General features: G+C 37.1%; 11 protein-coding genes. All 11 read left to right on the forward strand.

The window, feature by feature from the left end; translation table 11 throughout:
• The first annotated feature begins 101 nt into the window (after nt 1-101).
• The 11 genes from DMB68_RS04365 (at nt 102) to DMB68_RS23830 (ending at nt 18,679) form a co-directional block, all read left to right on the forward strand.
• On the forward strand, nt 102-3,464 hold the full coding sequence (locus tag DMB68_RS04365) for a SusC/RagA family TonB-linked outer membrane protein (RefSeq protein WP_110345427.1): 3,363 nt from the start codon (nt 102-104) through the stop codon (nt 3,462-3,464).
• An 11-nt stretch (nt 3,465-3,475) separates the two neighbouring features.
• The gene (locus tag DMB68_RS04370; RefSeq protein ID WP_110345428.1) at nt 3,476-5,497 is read left to right on the forward strand and encodes a RagB/SusD family nutrient uptake outer membrane protein; all 2,022 of its coding nucleotides are present in this window, start codon (nt 3,476-3,478) and stop codon (nt 5,495-5,497) included.
• A gap of 28 nt (nt 5,498-5,525) precedes the next feature.
• Nucleotides 5,526-7,115 carry a DUF5123 domain-containing protein gene (locus tag DMB68_RS04375; protein ID WP_110345429.1) on the forward strand — a complete coding sequence of 530 codons (1,590 nt, stop codon included), beginning with the start codon at nt 5,526-5,528 and terminating at the stop codon, nt 7,113-7,115.
• 353 nt (nt 7,116-7,468) lie between these two features.
• Complete coding sequence (locus tag DMB68_RS23310; RefSeq protein WP_165830093.1) at nt 7,469-7,621, forward strand: hypothetical protein; 153 nt, start codon at nt 7,469-7,471, stop codon at nt 7,619-7,621.
• A gap of 8 nt (nt 7,622-7,629) precedes the next feature.
• Nucleotides 7,630-8,670, forward strand: coding sequence for a pectinesterase family protein (locus DMB68_RS04380; protein ID WP_110345430.1), 1,041 nt, complete (start codon nt 7,630-7,632; stop codon nt 8,668-8,670).
• A 145-nt stretch (nt 8,671-8,815) separates the two neighbouring features.
• Complete coding sequence (locus tag DMB68_RS04385) at nt 8,816-10,987, forward strand: rhamnogalacturonan lyase family protein (RefSeq protein WP_165830094.1); 2,172 nt, start codon at nt 8,816-8,818, stop codon at nt 10,985-10,987.
• Nucleotides 10,988-11,016: 29 nt separating this feature from the next.
• Nucleotides 11,017-13,485, forward strand: coding sequence for a glycoside hydrolase family 95 protein (locus DMB68_RS04390; protein ID WP_110345432.1), 2,469 nt, complete (start codon nt 11,017-11,019; stop codon nt 13,483-13,485).
• Between the two features lie 26 nt (nt 13,486-13,511).
• On the forward strand, nt 13,512-15,083 hold the full coding sequence (gene pelA, locus DMB68_RS04395; RefSeq protein WP_110345433.1) for a pectate lyase: 1,572 nt from the start codon (nt 13,512-13,514) through the stop codon (nt 15,081-15,083).
• A gap of 25 nt (nt 15,084-15,108) precedes the next feature.
• Nucleotides 15,109-16,116, forward strand: coding sequence for an alpha/beta hydrolase (locus DMB68_RS04400; protein WP_110345434.1), 1,008 nt, complete (start codon nt 15,109-15,111; stop codon nt 16,114-16,116).
• A 36-nt stretch (nt 16,117-16,152) separates the two neighbouring features.
• Entirely contained in the window at nt 16,153-16,962 is an 810-nt protein-coding gene (locus DMB68_RS04405; protein WP_110345435.1) for a rhamnogalacturonan acetylesterase, read from the forward strand.
• Between the two features lie 19 nt (nt 16,963-16,981).
• Complete coding sequence (locus tag DMB68_RS23830) at nt 16,982-18,679, forward strand: glycoside hydrolase family 28 protein (protein ID WP_110345436.1); 1,698 nt, start codon at nt 16,982-16,984, stop codon at nt 18,677-18,679.
• The last annotated feature ends 135 nt before the right edge of the window (nt 18,680-18,814 follow it).

Here is an 18,814-nt window from a genome sequence, read left to right on the forward strand (position 1 = left end):
TGAGAAACTAATTTATTTGATAACGAATACAGGTTTATGCCTCAAGGTGATAAAGCTTGTACAATGTTGAGTACACTAACTAACCAAACTAACCAAAATGTATGAAAAAAAAATTATCAAGACAAGACTTTGACTCATTTCAAGGGGTTAAAAAGAAAACTAAAATTACACTATTAATTTACTTATTGCTTTCTTTTTCGCTTTATGCAAAAGAAGAAAAGGGACTGAAAATTAAAGAGCAGAATGTAGTTTTCAGGGATAAATCTAAGACTGTAACGACAAAAAAAACTTCTTCTTTTCAGGAAAAAGGAATAACGATTACAGGAAAAGTGACAGATGATAAAGGCCTTGGAATACCCGGTGTTACAATTGTGATAAAAGGTAAAAAAATAGGCTCAGCAACAGATTTTGACGGAAACTTTAAAATTGAGGAGGTACCGGCAAAAGCTACTTTAGTATTTTCTTACATAGGTCTGGTGACACAGGAAATTCCAGTTGACGGCAAACTGACGCTAAACGTCATAATGAAAGAATCATCAACAGATTTGAACGAAGTTGTAGTAATTGGTTACGGCAGCACTAAACGAAAAGATTTAACAGGAGCTGTAGCCTCTGTAAGTATGGAAGAGTTGAAAGATATTCCGGCTACTTCAGTTTTGCAGGCAATTGCAGGAAGAATGGCGGGTGTAAACGTAACTATTGCAGATGGTTCTCCGGATATGCCCATTAAGGTGCGTGTAAGAGGAGGCGGTTCTATAACCCAGGATAACTCCCCATTGTTTATTGTTGACGGGTTTCAGGTAAATAATATAAACGATATTGCACCTGGGGACATAGAATCAATTGATACGCTAAAAGATGCTGCTTCGACTGCTATTTATGGTGCCCAGGGGGCAAACGGGGTTATTCTTATCACTACTAAATCAGGAAAAGCAGGTAAGACAGAAATCAATATGAATGCCTACACAGGGATTAAGAATACTTACAATTTAACAGAAGTATTATCTCCGTATGACTATGTCTATTTTCAAAAAGAGCTGGATCCTGGGGCAAATCCCAGTACTTCTTTTTACAGTATGTATGGAAGCTGGGATGATGTGGATATCTACAAATCTAAAAAAGGTACAGACTGGCAGGAAAAGATTTACGGTAATACGGGAGTTCAGAAACACTTTGATATTGGGATGACTGGCGGAGAATCGAGTCTTAAATATAAGGTTAATTATGTTCATGACGAGGAGGAGTACATTATGCTTAATTCGGCTTATAAAAGAGATTATCTGAGTTTTAACCTGAATAAAAAAATAAGCCCTAAGCTGACATTTGATTTTAATCCAAGAATTTCAAACACGGTTATTACCGGACCGAGTGTTTCCTCAGGAAGCAAACTTAGGGACGGAATTAAATATGCTCCTGTTTACAGCTTAAATGGTGGCCCTGGAAATGCATTAGGAGGAGCAGATGATATTACTTCAGCAGAAGCTTTAAGTTCTTTGAATGACCCTGTTTACAATATTATTAACGAATATAAAGATCAGAACAGGTTTAATGTGACTATTAACACGGGAATAAACTGGCAGCCAGTCAAAGGCTTAACGGTTTCCTCTAAAGGAAGTTATGCAGCCAACAGGGATTACACAGATAATATTTGGCTGAATAAAACTGGTGAAGCAAGTTCTAACGGAGGGCAGCCGGTAGCACGCCGTACAGACACAAAAGGCTACATATGGACGATACAAAATACGGTTTCTTATAATGTTCCTTTTGTAAATAATACACATAAACTGGATTTGATGATTGGTCAGGAAATGTATAATTCCCAAGAGGAAGAAATGCGCAACGATTCAAAATTTTTCCCTGTAGATTTTACTGCAAAAGATGTTTTGGCCATGTGGAATTACGGAACTCCACAGCCAACGTACACCACTATAAAAGAGCCTTCCAGAACCTCTTCGTTTTTTGGACGTGCTAATTATACCTTCCGTGAACGCTATATTTTCACGTTAACGGCCAGATCAGACTCAAAAAATGTATTTTCTGAAGAAAATCGTCAGGGATTTTTCCCGGGAGCGGCATTTGCATGGAGATTATCAGATGAATCATTTATGAAACCAACAACCAAATGGCTTTCAAATGCCAAAATGCGTTTGAGTTATGGTGAAGTAGGAAATGCAAGAGTAGGATCGTATTGGAGACAGGAATATGGGTTTCAGTCTTCCAGCAGAAATTTATATTACATAAATGACCAGCCGCAAAGTGCCCTGGTTACCTCAAATGTATTGAAAAACGAAAATTTGACATGGGAAACGACGATATCTTCCAACTTAGGTCTTGATTTAGGTTTTTTTAACCAGCGTTTAAAATTAAGTATTGATGTTTACAAAAATGATACTAAAGACTTAATCCTGGGAGTTGCATTACCTTCAAATTCGGGTTACGACACCCAATATCAAAACATCGGAAGAACTTCAAACAAAGGATTAGAGATTACTGCATCAGGTGATATAGTTAAAAATGACAACTTTATATTATCTGCTAATTTTAATATAGCCTTCAACAAGAATATTGTAAAAGAGTTGGATGGCTCCAGTGAAATGATTGCTGCTTCCAATTGGGCACCAGCCGTAGGAAGAGATGACTACAGAGCTATCGTAGGACAGCCTGTAGGATTAATGTACGGATATGTTTCAGACGGATATTACACATTCGACGATTTTACTTATGACAACGTACAAAAGAAATGGATTCTGAATCCGGGTGTGGTTGATGCTTCTAAAGTAATAACTACTTCAGGAAATTATTTCGGACCAGGGCACATAAAACTTAAAAAATTAAGTGGCGACGGTACGGTAATCACTCCGGATCAGGACAGAAAAGTAATCGGAAGGGCTCAGCCTAAACATACAGGAGGTTTTTCGATAAGCACAGCTTACAAAGGTTTTGATTTGTCAGCCATGTTCAACTGGTCTTACGGTAATGATATTTATAATGCCAATAAGATCGATAATACCACTTTTAGCGGTTCAAAAAGATACCAAAACATGAGTGCCGAGATGAGCATACAAAACCGCTTTACAACAATTGATCCGGCAACAGGATACAATATTATGTTTGGTGAATATGCCAATCCTGCACTTTTACAGGAAATCAATCAGGGAAAAAGTTTATGGCATCCTCTTTCTAATTCAACCATTTTAACAGACTGGGCAATTGAAGACGGTTCATTCTTACGATTTGGAAGTTTAACAATAGGATATACACTGCCTGAAAGTATTACAAAAGAAGGGTTCGTAAAAAATGTGCGTTGTTACTTTACAGGAAACAATTTAATGATCTGGACCAAATATTCAGGTCAGGATCCTGAGGTTGACGGTATTCGCAATACACCATTAACACCAGGGGTAGACTGGTCTGCTTATCCAAAAGCAAAAACATTCCTTTTTGGGGTTAATGTAACATTTTAATAAACAAAGACATGAAAAAACGATTATACTATTTTAGCCTTATTTTTTTATTGGTTTGTATTTCTTGTGATAAAGATTTCTTAGACACAACCTCGCCTTCGAAACTGAGTTCTGAGACCGTTTTTAAAACCCCTTCTATGGCTAAAGCCGCTGTGATGGGCGTATACGGAAAGATGACGGATAGTTATATCTACGGTCAGAAATTATCGGTTAACTGGCAGGGTTTTTCGGATATTGAAACCAATCAGGGTTTTACTTCCACAGCCTACAACTCTACAACCAGTGATCAGGGAGCAGGAAATTTTTATGATGATCCTTACAACCAGACCACAAAATGGCAGGGGTTGTTTCAATTGGCTGAATTAGCTTCATCTTCTGTGGAGGGGATCAGAAATTCTCCTATTCTTGAAACTCAGGCTGCTAAAATGAAACCGCTATTAGGTGAAGCATTAGTGATGCGATCATTGGCTTACTTTGAGCTGGTTCGTAACTGGGGAGATGTTCCGTATAAAGAAGGTACTTCTAAATCTGATTTGTCTAATGTTTATATTGGAAAAGTAGACAGGGATCTTATTTATGCAAGTCTGGTTAAAGATCTGCAGGAAGCACAAGGTTATTTGCCGTGGCTAAAAACAGATGCGGAGTATTCAAGTGTAGAACGTATCACAAAAGGTTTTGCAAAAGGACTTTTGGCAAGAGTAGCACTTTTTGCAGGAGGCTGGTCTTTGCGAGATGGGAATGCGTTTCCGGGAAAAGACCTGGAGCATCATCCTTCAATTACTGAAACGGGTAATTACTATGTGGGGAGAGTTAAAAACTGGAGAGATTATTATCAAATAGCTGCTCAGCAAACTGCAGAAATGCTTGGAAATGCTGCAAACCCTCACCGTTTGGATCCTCAATATGAAAACATATGGAAATCGGTTTGTGGTTTACAGCAAAATGTAAACAACGAAAATTTGTTTGAAGTAGCGTTTGGTCTTGGAAATAATGGAGATATCGGTTCTTTAATGGGATATGAAGTGGCCAGTAACAGTAAATATGGCAGCAGAGGTTTTGGAGGTACTTATGTGGGGTCTCAGGCATACTACTTTTATTCATTTACTCCGGAAGATAAACGTCGCGATGTTACGCTTAGCTGGCTGAATTATACAAAAGATAATGTTGAAGGCGTGAAAAATGATCCGTTGAGTGTAAATTTTGCAAAATGGAGAATTTACTGGATGTCGAGCTCTTATTTATCCCTGCACAAAACAGCTAATTCACGTATTGCGACTGGTGTTAACTGGATTTTAATGCGCTATTCTGATATTTATTTGATGTTTGCCGAAGCTGAAAATGCATTAAATGGTGCAGATGCTGTAAACACAGTTGCAGGAATGTCTGCCAGACAGGCATTAGAAAAGGTTCGCGAAAGAGCTTTTGGAACCGGATCTTCTAAAATTCAGGCGTATGATCCTGATTTCTTTGAAGCAATTGTCAACGAACGTGCCTGGGAGTTTGGCTGCGAAGGTATCCGCAAACAGGATTTGGTTCGTTGGGGCTTATTATCTGAGAGAATGGAGACTATGAAAAAAACATTGTGTTTGATGCTTGATAATAAACAAACTGTAAAGATTTTTGATAAGACATACCTGCCAACAGATTTTCCTAAAACGGTGTATTATAAATTGAAAGATACTGAATACATAGACAAGACTTCGCTTAATTACTACACAGAACTTTCATCGAGCCCAGGTCCGGAGTACAAGAGTGTAAGCTGGTTTCCTAAAAATGCAGAAAAGCCTCTTACTGGTACTAATAAAAATTATATAGACTGGCCGGTGAAGGTTTTATTGGCCGGTACGGGATTGAACAGCAGTTATGATTATTCAGGTTTTTTAAGTACGATGACCAACGGTTCTGAAATTCAAACTAACCTGGCTCAGTTTTCTAAGGGTAATAACAGCTGTAATTACAGACACTTTTTCTGTATCTATTATGAGGATATTTTTGAGTCTAAAGGCAAAATAAATAACTCATACGGATTCTAAGCAATGACACTAATTTAATTTTAATTATATGAAAAATAAATTATTAATTTTTAAGGTTTTACTCCTGATTGTAACCCTCTTCAGCTGTGAAAAAGATTACAATGACTGGGATGTAGATTCAGATCATGACAGGCTTTTTAAGTCAATTGTTTTTGAAACTTCAGCAATTGCACCAACTTCTGTAGAAATAAAATTTACAAAATCAATTTCGGCTACAAAATATGTTTTTGAGTTCAGTAAAGATAATTTAGAATTCAAGGAAATTGTAAAAACAGTGGAACTTTCCGCCAGTAATTTGGTACCCTTTGCAAACTCTTCTGATCAGGCTAAAATAGAGTACCGCCAGATATTCGATGAACTTGACGGTACAACAGGTTATTCTGTAAGGATGAAAAGTATTGATGAAACTACAGGAAAGGAATCAAAATACAATCAAATCTATTTTTTAACTCCGGCTGAACAGCTTTTTAAAGGATTTACTGCTACTTCTACGAGCGTAAACTTAAACTGGACTATTTCACCCAGAGTTACCAATGTAATCTTGTATAACGAAGCTTCGGTATTGATTAAGGATTTTACCTTAACTCAGGAACAAAAAGACAAGGGCATACTTGCCATTGAAAATTTAACCAATGGTACAAATTATATAGTCAAGATTTTTAACGGAACCAGTGTTCGCGGAAGCTTAAATGTAAAAACGACAGGTTTGCCTAACAGTACAATCTATAATGTTTTGCTTACGGATACGGCAGCCAGTATCGGTACAGCTTTGCAGGGTCTTGTTGCTGGCGGGGCTACAGATATTACAGTAGAGTTTGCTGCAGGAACGGCTTACACTATAGGCGGGGATATTACGATTCCGACCGGGGTAAATAATATCGCTTTTGTAGGTTCTGCAAATGAAGATCATATACTGTCAAATTTAAACAATGCCAGAATCAGGGTTCAGACTAAAGTTAACGATATTGTAGTACAAAATTTAAGAACCACTTCTTCAGGCAGTTTCTTTATTGATCTGGGAACGAAAACGGTGCATGATGTACAGATAGAAGGATGTAATGTTTCACAGATCAATTCTATTGTTAGGGTTAGTGGGGCTAGTGTGGTGAATAATATCAATGTAAATAATTGTTTCATTTCACAAACCGGAGATTACGGAGTATTGAATGTAGGGGCAGGAGGTACTGTAAACTCAATAAACGTTTCAAATTGTACCCTTAGGGAAATTAGTACCCGTTTTGCCGATGTGAGAGTTAAGACAAACATCAATTTTAGAAACATTACTTGTGTAAATATTACCAAGGGAATGGGACATCTTTGGAATTTTGATAATAATAATCCGGTACAGGTTTCTGTGCAAAATTGCATCATAGCCGGCCCTAATGGCGGAATGGCTCTTAACAGTACTAATGGAAATTATAGTAATATCAGCATTTCATATCCGGGAAATTACAAAACCAAAGATGTAACAATTGGAACAAGAGCTTTAACCAGTATTGTAGAAGTTCCTCTCAACATAACCGACTTTTTTGTTGATCCTGCTATTGGAGATTTCCGTATCAAGCCGGGCATTGGCTTTGCAGGGACTGGTGTAGCTGGGGATCCTCGTTGGTTTTAATTTAGTGTTTTAGTTTATATTTTATAGTTTAAGTTGTTTGATTGGAAAGGAGCGTTCAATTGAATTCTCCTTTTCTTTTTTAATGCTTTATTCGGGAATAAATATAGGAAATGATCAAAAATTTAAAGTAATTGATTAAAAATTAGATGTTGGAACAATTCGGTTAAAATACTTTTGATATAACTGTAATTGTAATTAATATTCATTAGATTTAGTAGTGGCCGTTGATTAATTTTAACTCTTTAGATATTCAAATTGTGGTTAATTGATAGTGTTTATAAGTAACTTTAATTCAAAATGACGGCCATTTTCTAAACTAACTTAATTGTGGAGAAATGATTTAAAAAAAAGCAATGAAAATAGCGATTCGGGAGATGGAATACGGACTTTTAGAAGAAGAAAATAAAATTAGATTTGACAAAAACACCCCAAACGGACACGATTTAAGTACGGGTTATGAAATTATAAAGATTTATATTAATAGTTTAGTAGATAATAAAAAGTAATAAAAGTGATGAAATTAATTTCGGTTTTTATATTGTGTGTAAGCATGTTTTCTTATACAAATTCAGAGGCTCAAAATAAGAAGCTTTCTAAAAATAATGATAAAGGAAAAATTAAATATGATATAGTTGTTGCCCATGACGGAAGCGGTGATTATGTAACAGTTCAGGAAGCATTTGATGCAGTTCCGAAATCGAGTTCAAAGCGCACGGTTATTTTTGTTAAAAATGGTACATACAAACAAGTCATCACTTTAGAAACAGATAAAAATAATGTTACTTTAATTGGAGAAGATGTCAATAAAGTAATCTTGACCTATGATAATTATGCTAACAGAATAAATCCTGAAACTAACAAAAATTACGGAACAAGTGGTTCTTCGAGCTGTTTCATAAAAGGTTCAGATTTTTACGCAAAGAACATCACATTCGAAAATGCGTCGGGCCCTGTAGGTCAGGCATTGGCAATTCACATTGTTGGAGACAAAGCAGTATTCAGCAACTGTAAATTCCTTGGTTTTCAGGATACGCTATACGGAGGAGATGCCCGTCAGTATTTTAGAGATTGTTACTTAGAAGGTTCTACCGATTTTATTTTTGGAAGCTCTACAGCATTTTTTGATAATTGTATTTTGCATACCAAAGGAGGAAGTGCCATTACAGCTGCTTCGACCAAAGAAAAAGTGAAATACGGTTATGTATTCAACAACTGCAAAATTACCGGAACAGGAGCCGGTATTACTACATTAGGAAGACCCTGGCGCCCTTTTGCATCTGTAATTTTTTTAAACACAGTAATGTCAGATGCCATAAAACCTGCAGGCTGGAACAACTGGGGCAAAACTGAAAATGAACAGACTGCCAGATATGCCGAGTACAATTCAACAGGTACGGGAGCTTATCCAAATGAAAGGGTAAAATGGATGAAAAGTTTGACGACAGATCAGGTAAAAGAATATAGCGTAGAAAATGTTTTGAAATCTACCTGTGCAGAACAGGCAGTTGTTGATAACTGGAATCCAAAGAAAATCATTAATTTATACAAAAAATAAAATAAACATTCATTAAAACTAATGTCAGGCTGAGCGGAGTCGAAGCCTCTTTTTAATTTTAATCAATTTCTCAACTTATTAAAATAACATTCTATGTATTAAAAATTTTATTGCAATCAACTTTACTAACCAAATTAACCAAACCATGAACCAAAAATTACAAACCATTCTTTTCAAAAAGACAGTCTTTTTACTTCTGTTTTTATTTGGGATAACAAATCAAATAACTGCTCAGCGGAATGTTGAAAAACTAAATCGAGGCCTTATTGCTACCAGAATCGACGCCAATAAGGTTTATATAGGCTGGAGAATGTTAGGGACAGAACCTACAGATGTTAGCTACAACTTATATTGTGACGGAATAAAATTAGCAGCAAGTCCGTTCACAACTACCACAAACTATACTCATGCGACCACAGCCAACGGAAGTTATACAGTCCGTGCTATTATTAACGGTGTGGAAGAACCATCTTCGGAAGCTGCAACTGTTTGGGCGAATCAATATTTAGACATTCCCATGCAGATTCCTCCCGGAGGAACTACTGTAAGCGGATCTTATACTTACGACGTAAATGATTGCAGTGTAGGAGATGTAGATGGAGACGGACAATATGAAATCTTCGTTAAATGGGATCCTTCCAACTCAAAAGACAATTCTCAACCAGGTTTTACAGGCAATGTTTACATCGATTGCTATCGTTTAGACGGAACACGTTTATGGAGAATTGATCTGGGAAAAAATATACGTGCCGGTGCACATTACACTCAGTTTATGGTATATGATCTGGATTCAGACGGTAAAGCCGAAATGGCTTGCAGAACTGCAGACGGAACCATAGACGGAAGCGGGATTGTTATTGGTGATGCAGCAGCAGATTACAGAAATCCTAATGGAAGTACAACTTCAACAAGCACTTATGGTGCTGTGATATCTGGCCCTGAATTTTTAACTGTCTTTAACGGATTAACAGGAAAAGCAATGGCTACAACTAATTATTTGCCTGCACGCGGAACAGTATCTTCCTGGGGTGATAGTTATGGAGGCCGTTCAGAACGTTTTGTTGCAGCCATTGCTTATCTTGACGGATCTAAACCTAGTTTAATAATGGGACGCGGTTACTATACAAGAATGGTTCGTGTTGCCTGGGACTGGAGAAACGGTACGCTTTCTCAACGGTGGATTTTTGACAGCACAACTTCCGGAAATGCTGCTTATGCAGGTATGGGAAATCATCAAATGACCGTAGGTGATGTTGATGGCGACGGCAAAGACGAAATATTTAACGGTTCCAGCGGTATCAATGACGACGGGACAAAATTATATGCTAATTCTTTAGGCCACGGTGATGCTTTACACATGACCGATATGGATCCGGATCGTCCCGGAATGGAAATATGGCAATGTCTGGAAGAACCGGCTAAATACAAAACGAACGGCCTGGTTTTCTTAGACGCTCAAACAGGGGCAACATTATGGGGAATACCCGCAAATACAGATGTAGGCCGTTGTAATGCTGCAGACATCGACCCACGTTACAAAGGATATGAATGTTTTGGCAGCGCTGGAATAAAAGATGCTGGTACAGGGGTTACAACTACTACAAACTTTTTAATGGATTGTAAAGGAAACCTGATCAGCAATAAAAAACCAACGCAGAATTTTTCTATCTGGTGGGATGGGGATTTGAACCGTGAATTATTAGATTCAAACAAAATTGACAAATGGGATTATATGAATGGAAAAACAGTTAATATGTTAACTGCTACAGGATATAGCTCAAATAATACTACCAAAGCAACGCCCTGTTTAAGCGCGGATCTTTTTGGAGACTGGCGTGAAGAAGTGATATTTCGAAAAACAGATAATACTTCTATCCGAATTTACACTACCAACATTTCAACCACTAACAGATTATATACCTTGATGCACGATCCTCAATACAGAGTAGCGATAGCCTGGCAAAATTCAGCTTACAACCAGCCGCCGCATCCCGGGTTTTATTTAGGCGTAGATATGGCTCCTCAAACGAAACCAAATGTAGTTATATCAAACGAAACCTTATCGACAGATAATTTTTCAAATGGAAAATCTTCGCCAAATGCAGTTGTTTATCCAAATCCGTCAAACCAGACTTTTACTATTGCTGCAGAGGGTAAATTTAGTTACACTATCCACAATATCCTTGGACAGCAAACGGGTAAAGGTAAGGGTGAAAATGAATTGGAAGTGAAAGATATTGCAGCTTTACCGGGAGTATATATTGTTACCATTAAAACTGAAAGAGGAGTTTCTACCATAAAACTGATTAAAGAATAATCTGAAACGGGTTAACTAATATAAAATTAATGAATAAGACTAAAATCACTGTAATTTTTATATGGGTATTGACAGGTATTTTTCAGGTTAATGCACAGCAAAAATTAAAGCTGCAATATGATAAACCCGCCACAAACTGGAATGAAGCTTTGCCTCTTGGCAACGGTCGTTTGGGGGCAATGGTATTTGGAAATCCACAAAAAGAAGAACTTCAGTTAAACGAAGAAACAGTTTGGGCTGGTGAACCCGGAAATAATGTGCCTAAAAATGTATTTTCAAATATTGAGGAAATCAGAAAATTAATATTTGCAGGAAAAAATAAAGAAGCTCAGGATTTAGCCAATACAACATTTCCCAGACAAACTCCAAAAGATTTAAATTACGGGATGCCTTACCAAACAGTGGGAAGTCTGTGGCTGGAATTTCCGGGTCATGAAAAGTATGCAGATTATCAACGTGATTTAGATATACAAAAAGCGGTTTCATCTGTAACTTATAAAGCAAATGGAGTAAGTTATAAAAGAGAATTTTTGACTTCTTTCTCTGATGATGTTATTTTGATCAAAGTGACCGCGAGTAAGAAAAAAAGCATTAGTTTTTCTTTATCAGCGACAAGTCCTCAATTGTTGAGCAATTTCAAAACTCAGGAAAATAAACTGTTTTTTGAAGGAACAACGGGAAGTGTAGACAATAAAACCGGGAAAGTAAAATTTGTTGGTCAGGCCGCCTGTACTTTAAAAGGAGGAAATTTAACTTCGATAACTGATAAGCTAATCATAAAAGATGCTGATGAGGTTCTTATTCGTATTGCTATTGCTACCAACTTTAAAAATTACAAGGACCTTTCTGCAAAACCAACTGAAAAATCGAATGCAGTTTTGGCGAAAGCCTCTCAAAAAAGTTATGCCGAATCTTTTAAAAACCATGTAACAGCGTATCAGAAATACTTTAACAGAGTATCATTGTATTTGGGAGATTCACCACAGTCCAATAAAACTACTGATGTGAGAATAAAAGAATTTGCCAACTCTTATGATCCGCAGCTGGTGGGACTTTATTTTCAGTTCGGAAGATATTTGCTGATTTCGAGTTCACAGCCGGGAAATCAGCCGGCAAATCTTCAGGGAATCTGGAATCATAAATTAAATCCTTCCTGGGACAGCAAATACACGGTAAACATTAATACCGAAATGAATTACTGGCCGGCAGAAATAACGAATCTGAGCGAAATGCACCAGCCTTTATTTAGTATGCTGAAGGATTTGGCAATAACAGGAAAAGAAAGTGCTTCCGAAATGTATCATGCCCGTGGCTGGAATCTGCATCACAATACCGATTTATGGCGTATGACAGGAGTTGTTGATGGCGGTTTTTACGGACTTTGGCCTATGGGTGGTGCCTGGCTTACACAACATTTATGGCAGCATTATCTGTACACAGGCGATCGTGAATTTTTAAAAGAATATTATCCTGTTCTAAAAGGAGCCGCCCAATTTTATCTGGATGTGCTTCAGGAAGAACCGGAACATAAATGGCTGGTAGTCGCACCGTCAATGTCTCCTGAAAATACATACGAGAAAAGTGTAGGTGTTTCTGCTGGAACAACAATGGACAATCAGTTGGTTTTTGATACTTTCAATAATATTGTGAATGCATCTAAAATTTTAGAAACCGATAAATCTTTTGCTGATTCGGTTGCAGTTGCATTAAAGAGATTGCCTCCAATGCAGGTGGGACAGTATTCGCAACTGCAGGAATGGCTTCACGACTGGGATAAGCCCAACGACCATCACAGGCATATTTCACATCTATACGGATTATTTCCTTCCGGACAAATTTCACCATTTAGAACACCTGAGCTTACAGAAGCAGCAAAAAATACCCTGATATCAAGAGGTGATGTTTCAACAGGCTGGTCTATGGGCTGGAAGGTAAACTGGTGGGCAAGATTATTGGATGGTAACAGGGCTTTTAAATTGATAAAAGACCAATTGAGTCCTGCGCCAACAGAAAGTAAAGGAGAATCGGGAGGAACTTATCCCAATCTTTTTGACGCGCATCCGCCATTTCAAATTGATGGTAATTTTGGATGCACAGCAGGAATTACCGAGATGCTGCTGCAAAGTTATGACGGGGCAATTTATCTGCTGCCTGCTTTACCGGATGATTTTAAAACCGGAAAAGTTACGGGTCTGAAAGCCAGGGGAGGTTTTGAAGTGGCTATCGAATGGGAAAATGGAAAAGTAAAACAGCTATCCATAAAATCTTCTTTAGGAGGAAATTGCAGGTTGCGTCTCGCAGCAGATGTTAAATTGAATGGGGCGATTCAGCTTAATGAAGCCAAAGGAGAAAATTCTAATACTTTTTATAAAGTTGAAAGTATAAAAGAGCCTTTAATTGCTGAAAAAGCAGTCTTAAAAGGCTATAAATCACCTGATACAAAACTATATGATTTTAATACCTTAGCAGGAAAAACATATACTTTCAAAGCAAAATAATTTCTATTAACTAATAATATCTCAAAATGAAAATTTATAAATCAGTAATAAGCCTGTTTTTTGTGCTTTTATCTTTATCCTGTTCTTCTGATCACGATGAAAAACCAGTAAAAATAACCTCAATGGTGATAAGCGGTGACAATACATTAAGTGCCGAATCAAAACAGCTGACTGTAGTAGTTACACCAAGTAATGCTGCAAACAAAGAAGTTACATGGAGTGTTTCAGATCCGGCAATTGCTGTAATTACCGAAACAGGTCTTTTGACAGGTATAAAAAATGGTACAGTAAAAGTAACGGCTGCAGCCAAAGACGGCTCTGGTGTTAAGGCAGAAAAAAACTATACGGTTTCAGGAATCACTGAACCTGTTGTTCTGATTCAGAGTATCACAATTAATCAGGCTGTTGTAACCGATGGAAAGCCAATTCAGTTGAGCGCACAGATTGCTCCGGCAAATGCGACTACTAAAACACTGACCTGGACCACTTCAAGCCAGGCGATTGGACCAATTAGCGCTGATGGATTACTGACTCCAAAAATGAACGGTACGGTTACACTAACAGCAACTTCTGCAGACGGAAGCGGGAAAAGTGCTCAGCTTCAGATTGTTATTTCGGGTGTTACAACAGTTTACGCAACAACAGTTAGAGCAGAAAGTATATTGGTTTGGCAAAGAAATAACGGAGGCTGGGGCAAAGCTGTTGCCGATTTAAATGATTATAATACAGCACAAACACAATCTCAAATAACAACAGCATTAAATTCTAAGAACAATACAGATACAACTATTGACAACGGACACGTAGTAACAGAACTAAGATGGCTTCTGGCAGATTATAAAACAACGAATAATCCAAATTATTTGCTTGCGGCCGAAAAAGCACTTGATTTTTTGTTTACAGCGCAATATGCCAATGGGGGATGGCCTCAGTATTATCCTGATAAAAGCGGCTACAGACACCAAATAACCTATAATGACGGGGCAATAGCCAATGTAATGAATGTGATGTGGGATATCCAAAAAGGGAAAAACAATTTAGAACTGACTAACCCGACTTATAAAGAAAAAGCAGTAACAGCTTTCAATAAAGGAATTGATATTATTCTTAAAACTCAGATTACGTATAAAGGCAAAAAAACGGTTTGGTGCGCCCAGCATGATGAAGTGACTTTATTGCCTGCTTTGGCAAGAGCGTATGAATTGCCAACATTCAGCGGTTCGGAATCTGTGGGGATTGTACGAGTTTTAATGTTGGTTGAACAGCCTTCTGCAGAGATAAAACAAGCTGTTAAAGACGCTGTTGACTGGTTTAATGGTGCTAAACTTACCGGAATTGCAACTCAAAAAATCAATGACGCCAATCAGCCTTCCGGGCAGGATGTAATCGTTGTTTCTTCTCCGGGGAATGTTATATGGGCAAGATTTTATGATTTACAAAATAATTTACCTTTGTTCTGTGGACGTGACGGAATTCCAAAGTTGACACTGGCCGAAATTGAAAACGAAAGAAGAGTAGGTTATTCGTGGTATGGCAACTGGCCGTCAGGCTTAATAGGTTCTGAATACACGAACTGGAAATCGAAACATGGTTTATAAAATAATAACCGATTAAATAATAGTAATGAGAATAGTACAAAAGTTTTGCAAAAGTGGAAGACTGAAAACAATATTGTTTTTGGTAATTTCTTTCCAAAGTTTAAATGCACAATATCTTGAAGGAATAACAAATGTAAGAGACACTTCTTTTGCTACATCTACTGCTTTCAAGAAAACGCTGAAATATTTCCCAAATATTACGATGGTTCCGGAAATGCATTTTGATTTTGTAAAACAAAAAAATGATATTGTGTACTGTTCTTATGGAAAGCGTAAAATGAAACTGGATGCTTTTTTTTCTAAAAATGAAAAGAAAACCCAAACGGCAATCATTATCATTCACGGTGGTGGCTGGCGTTCCGGAAGCAGACAGCAGCATCATCAAATGGCACAAAAGCTGGCAAGTTTGGGCTATGTATGTTTTACGCCCGAATATCGTCTTTCAACTGAAGCACTTTTTCCGGCAGCTGTTTATGATGTAAAGGCTGCTATCCGTTGGGTTCGGGAAAATGCTAAGCAATACAATGTCAATCCAAACCAAATTGTATCACTTGGGTTTTCAGCAGGTGGAGAATTAGCCGCTTTTATGGGGACCACAGGAAATATGCCGCTCTTTGAGGGCGTTGTTACCAATTCAAGCTCAAAATCACAGGTAAATGCAGTTGTGGACATCGATGGTACATTGGCATTTATACATCCTGAATCTAGTGAAGGTGATGACAGCAAAAAAAAATCGGCTGGAACGTATTGGTTTGGCTATTCCATGAAAGAGAATCCAAAGTTGTGGGAAGCTGCAGCTCCATTGAGTTATGTAAATGCGAGTACACCACCAACCTTATTCATCAATAGTTCGGTTGCCAGAATGCATGCCGGACGTGATGATTACAGAAAGGTCTTGGATGCAAACGGTATTTATTCAGAAGTGCATGAATTCGAAAATTCTCCGCATGCTTTTTGCCTTTTTAACCCGTGGTTTGAACCCACTATTCAATATATAGATGCATTTTTAACTAAAGTTTTCCCAGTTAAATAACAACTTTGGATCACAGCTTAATTACTATTTAAACGTATGAAATCAACAGTAATAAAATCAATAGCTTATTTAACCATATTAGGTTTTCTAATGGCTTTTAGCCTGAAGTCAAAAAAAGTAACTACAATATACTTAATTGGAGATTCTACTATGGCAGATTATGCCAACAATTATGAACCTGGTAAAGATTATATGAAAGTAAGATATCCGGTAACAGGCTGGGGACAGGTTTTTCAGCAATTTATGACATCGGACAGTCTTCATAAAATTAAGAATATCATTAAAACAGATAGTGTATTTGTTGATGACAGGGCACGCGGAGGCAGAAGTACGAGAACATTTTTTCAGGAAGGACGCTGGCGTTCTGTTTATGCAAACCTTAAAAAAGGTGATGTTGTCATAATGCAATTCGGGCATAATGACGGAGCAAAAGACAAAACAGAAAGATATGTAGATGTTGAAGGATATAAGGAATTTTTAAGATTATTTGTATCCCAGTCAAGAGAAAAAGGAGCATATCCAATAATTCTGACACCGGTAGCCAGAAATTTTCCATGGAAAGATAATGTATTAAATGATGTTCATGGAGAATACGATCAGGCTCCAAAAGATGTTGCAAAAGAGCTGAATGTTCCATTAATTGATTTGAATAAAGACTCAAGAGACTTTTTTACCAAAAAAGGGAAAGACTTTGTTACTGAAAATTATTTCATGAATTTTCCTGCAGGGCGATATGAAGCATATCCGGAAGGACAAAAAGACAATACGCATTTTCAGACTGCGGGTGCAAAAGAGGTAGCAAGATTAGTGTTTACAGGCTTGCAAAATATCAAAAACATAAAATAATAGAATTAAAATTATCGAAATGCACTATTCTGCCAAAATTATATTTGCCGTTTTAAGTCTTGCTTTGTTTTCTTTAAATGCCAATGCACAACTGTCTAATAAGCAATTAACAATAAACGAAGTCTACAAAAATGTAGAATTCCCAATGCCAAAAGTAAAAGAGGCTGCATTTCCTGCTTACGAAATAACTATTTCTCAATTTGGCGCAATTGGTGATGGCATATTTAAAAACACCGAAGCAATTGCTAAAGCGATTAATCATGTTTCAGTGAAAGGAGGAGGAAAGGTAATTGTTCCTTCCGGTATCTGGCTTACGGGTCCGATAACACTTAAAAGCAACATTAATTTACATCTGAATAATGGGGCTATTTTACTTTTTAGCCGTGATTTTAACGACTATCCTTTGCAAAAAGTAAGCTTTGAAGGCTTAAATTCGTATCGTTGTGTTTCGCCAATAAATGCAAAAGGAGCAAAGAATATCGCCATGACAGGCGAGGGCATTATTGACGGAAATGGTGACGCCTGGAGACCAGTCAAAAAAATGAAAATGACCGATAATCAGTGGAATAATATCGTAAAATCAGGGGGTGTTTTGTCTAATGATGGCAAAATGTGGTTTCCTTCTGAAGGGGCAAAGAAAGGAAATGAGGTGATAGCAACAATTAATTTTCAGGTCGATGAAAACGATAAAGAACTAAATGCAATAAAAGATTTTTTGCGTCCGGTTATGGTTAGTTTGGTAGATTGCAAACAGGTAGTATTAGATGGTCCTACGTTTCAAAACTCACCTGCATGGAATCTTCATCCTTTAATGTGTGAGGATGTTATTATAAGGAACCTGTCGATTAGAAACCCATGGTATTCGCAGAATGGTGATGGTTTAGATTTAGAATCATGCAAAAATGTACTGGTTTACAATAATACTTTTGATGTAGGAGATGATGCTATCTGCCTCAAATCCGGGAAAGATAAAGATGGAAGGGACAGGAATTTGCCAACAGAAAATGTTATCGTGAAAAATAATGTGGTATACCATGCCCATGGCGGATTTGTTGTAGGCAGCGAAATGTCCGGTGGTGTTAAAAATGTGCATGTTTCCAATTGTTCTTTTATAGGAACAGATATTGGTTTGCGTTTTAAAAGCACCCGCGGAAGAGGCGGAGTTGTTGAAAATATTTATATTTCGAATATTAACATGACCAATATCGTGACAGAAGCCATTGGTTTCAATCTTTTTTATGGCGGAAGCATACCAAATTTAGAAGATCAGGATTTAAAAGCTCAGATTAAAGAAGATAAGCAATATAAGATTACAGAGGAAACGCCTTCTTTTAAAAACATTTTCATGGAAAATATTCAGGTGGCAGGAGCCGATAAAGCAGCTTTTTTTATGGGATTGCCTGAAATGAATTTAAAAAATATCCAGTTAAAAAATTCGATATTGAAAGCAGACCACGGAATCGAAATCATTGACGCTGACGGAATGCAGTTTACGAACGTAAAAATAATATCCCCAAAATCTAATGAAGTAACTATTTTTAACGGGAAAAATTTAAAATTTCAGGGTATTGCATTTGATGAAGTTTCAGATACAAAAGTTAGGATTTTAGGTGCTGAAACGCAAAATATTTCTTTTAGAAAAAAAGATTTTAAAACATCTGACAAACCAATCCTATTTAGTGAAAAAGTAAAAACTTCTGAAATTATTTATGAGTAAAACACAATCAGATGTTTTGCCTTTATACTGAAAATACGTTTGATGTAATTGATTAAAGTTAATTGCATCAAACGTATTTGTAATTTTTAGCAAATCTTCCCTTTTAGCCCCGATTGTAGTGGAAATCCTTGTAAG

The sequence above is a fragment of the Flavobacterium hydrophilum genome, assembly GCF_003202405.1.
GTDB classification, from domain to species: domain Bacteria; phylum Bacteroidota; class Bacteroidia; order Flavobacteriales; family Flavobacteriaceae; genus Flavobacterium; species Flavobacterium hydrophilum.

Excerpts from the sequence above, each read along its gene's own strand:
- DMB68_RS04365 (WP_110345427.1), top strand. The coding sequence starts at position 102 with ATGAAAAAAAAATTATCAAGACAAGACTTTGACTCATTTCAAGGGGTT.
- DMB68_RS04370 (WP_110345428.1), top strand. The coding sequence starts at position 3,476 with ATGAAAAAACGATTATACTATTTTAGCCTTATTTTTTTATTGGTTTGT.
- DMB68_RS04375 (WP_110345429.1), top strand. The coding sequence starts at position 5,526 with ATGAAAAATAAATTATTAATTTTTAAGGTTTTACTCCTGATTGTAACC.
- DMB68_RS23310 (WP_165830093.1), top strand. The coding sequence starts at position 7,469 with ATGAAAATAGCGATTCGGGAGATGGAATACGGACTTTTAGAAGAAGAA.
- DMB68_RS04380 (WP_110345430.1), top strand. The coding sequence starts at position 7,630 with ATGAAATTAATTTCGGTTTTTATATTGTGTGTAAGCATGTTTTCTTAT.
- DMB68_RS04385 (WP_165830094.1), top strand. The coding sequence starts at position 8,816 with ATGAACCAAAAATTACAAACCATTCTTTTCAAAAAGACAGTCTTTTTA.
- DMB68_RS04390 (WP_110345432.1), top strand. The coding sequence starts at position 11,017 with ATGAATAAGACTAAAATCACTGTAATTTTTATATGGGTATTGACAGGT.
- pelA (WP_110345433.1), top strand. The coding sequence starts at position 13,512 with ATGAAAATTTATAAATCAGTAATAAGCCTGTTTTTTGTGCTTTTATCT.
- DMB68_RS04400 (WP_110345434.1), top strand. The coding sequence starts at position 15,109 with ATGAGAATAGTACAAAAGTTTTGCAAAAGTGGAAGACTGAAAACAATA.
- DMB68_RS04405 (WP_110345435.1), top strand. The coding sequence starts at position 16,153 with ATGAAATCAACAGTAATAAAATCAATAGCTTATTTAACCATATTAGGT.
- DMB68_RS23830 (WP_110345436.1), top strand. The coding sequence starts at position 16,982 with ATGCACTATTCTGCCAAAATTATATTTGCCGTTTTAAGTCTTGCTTTG.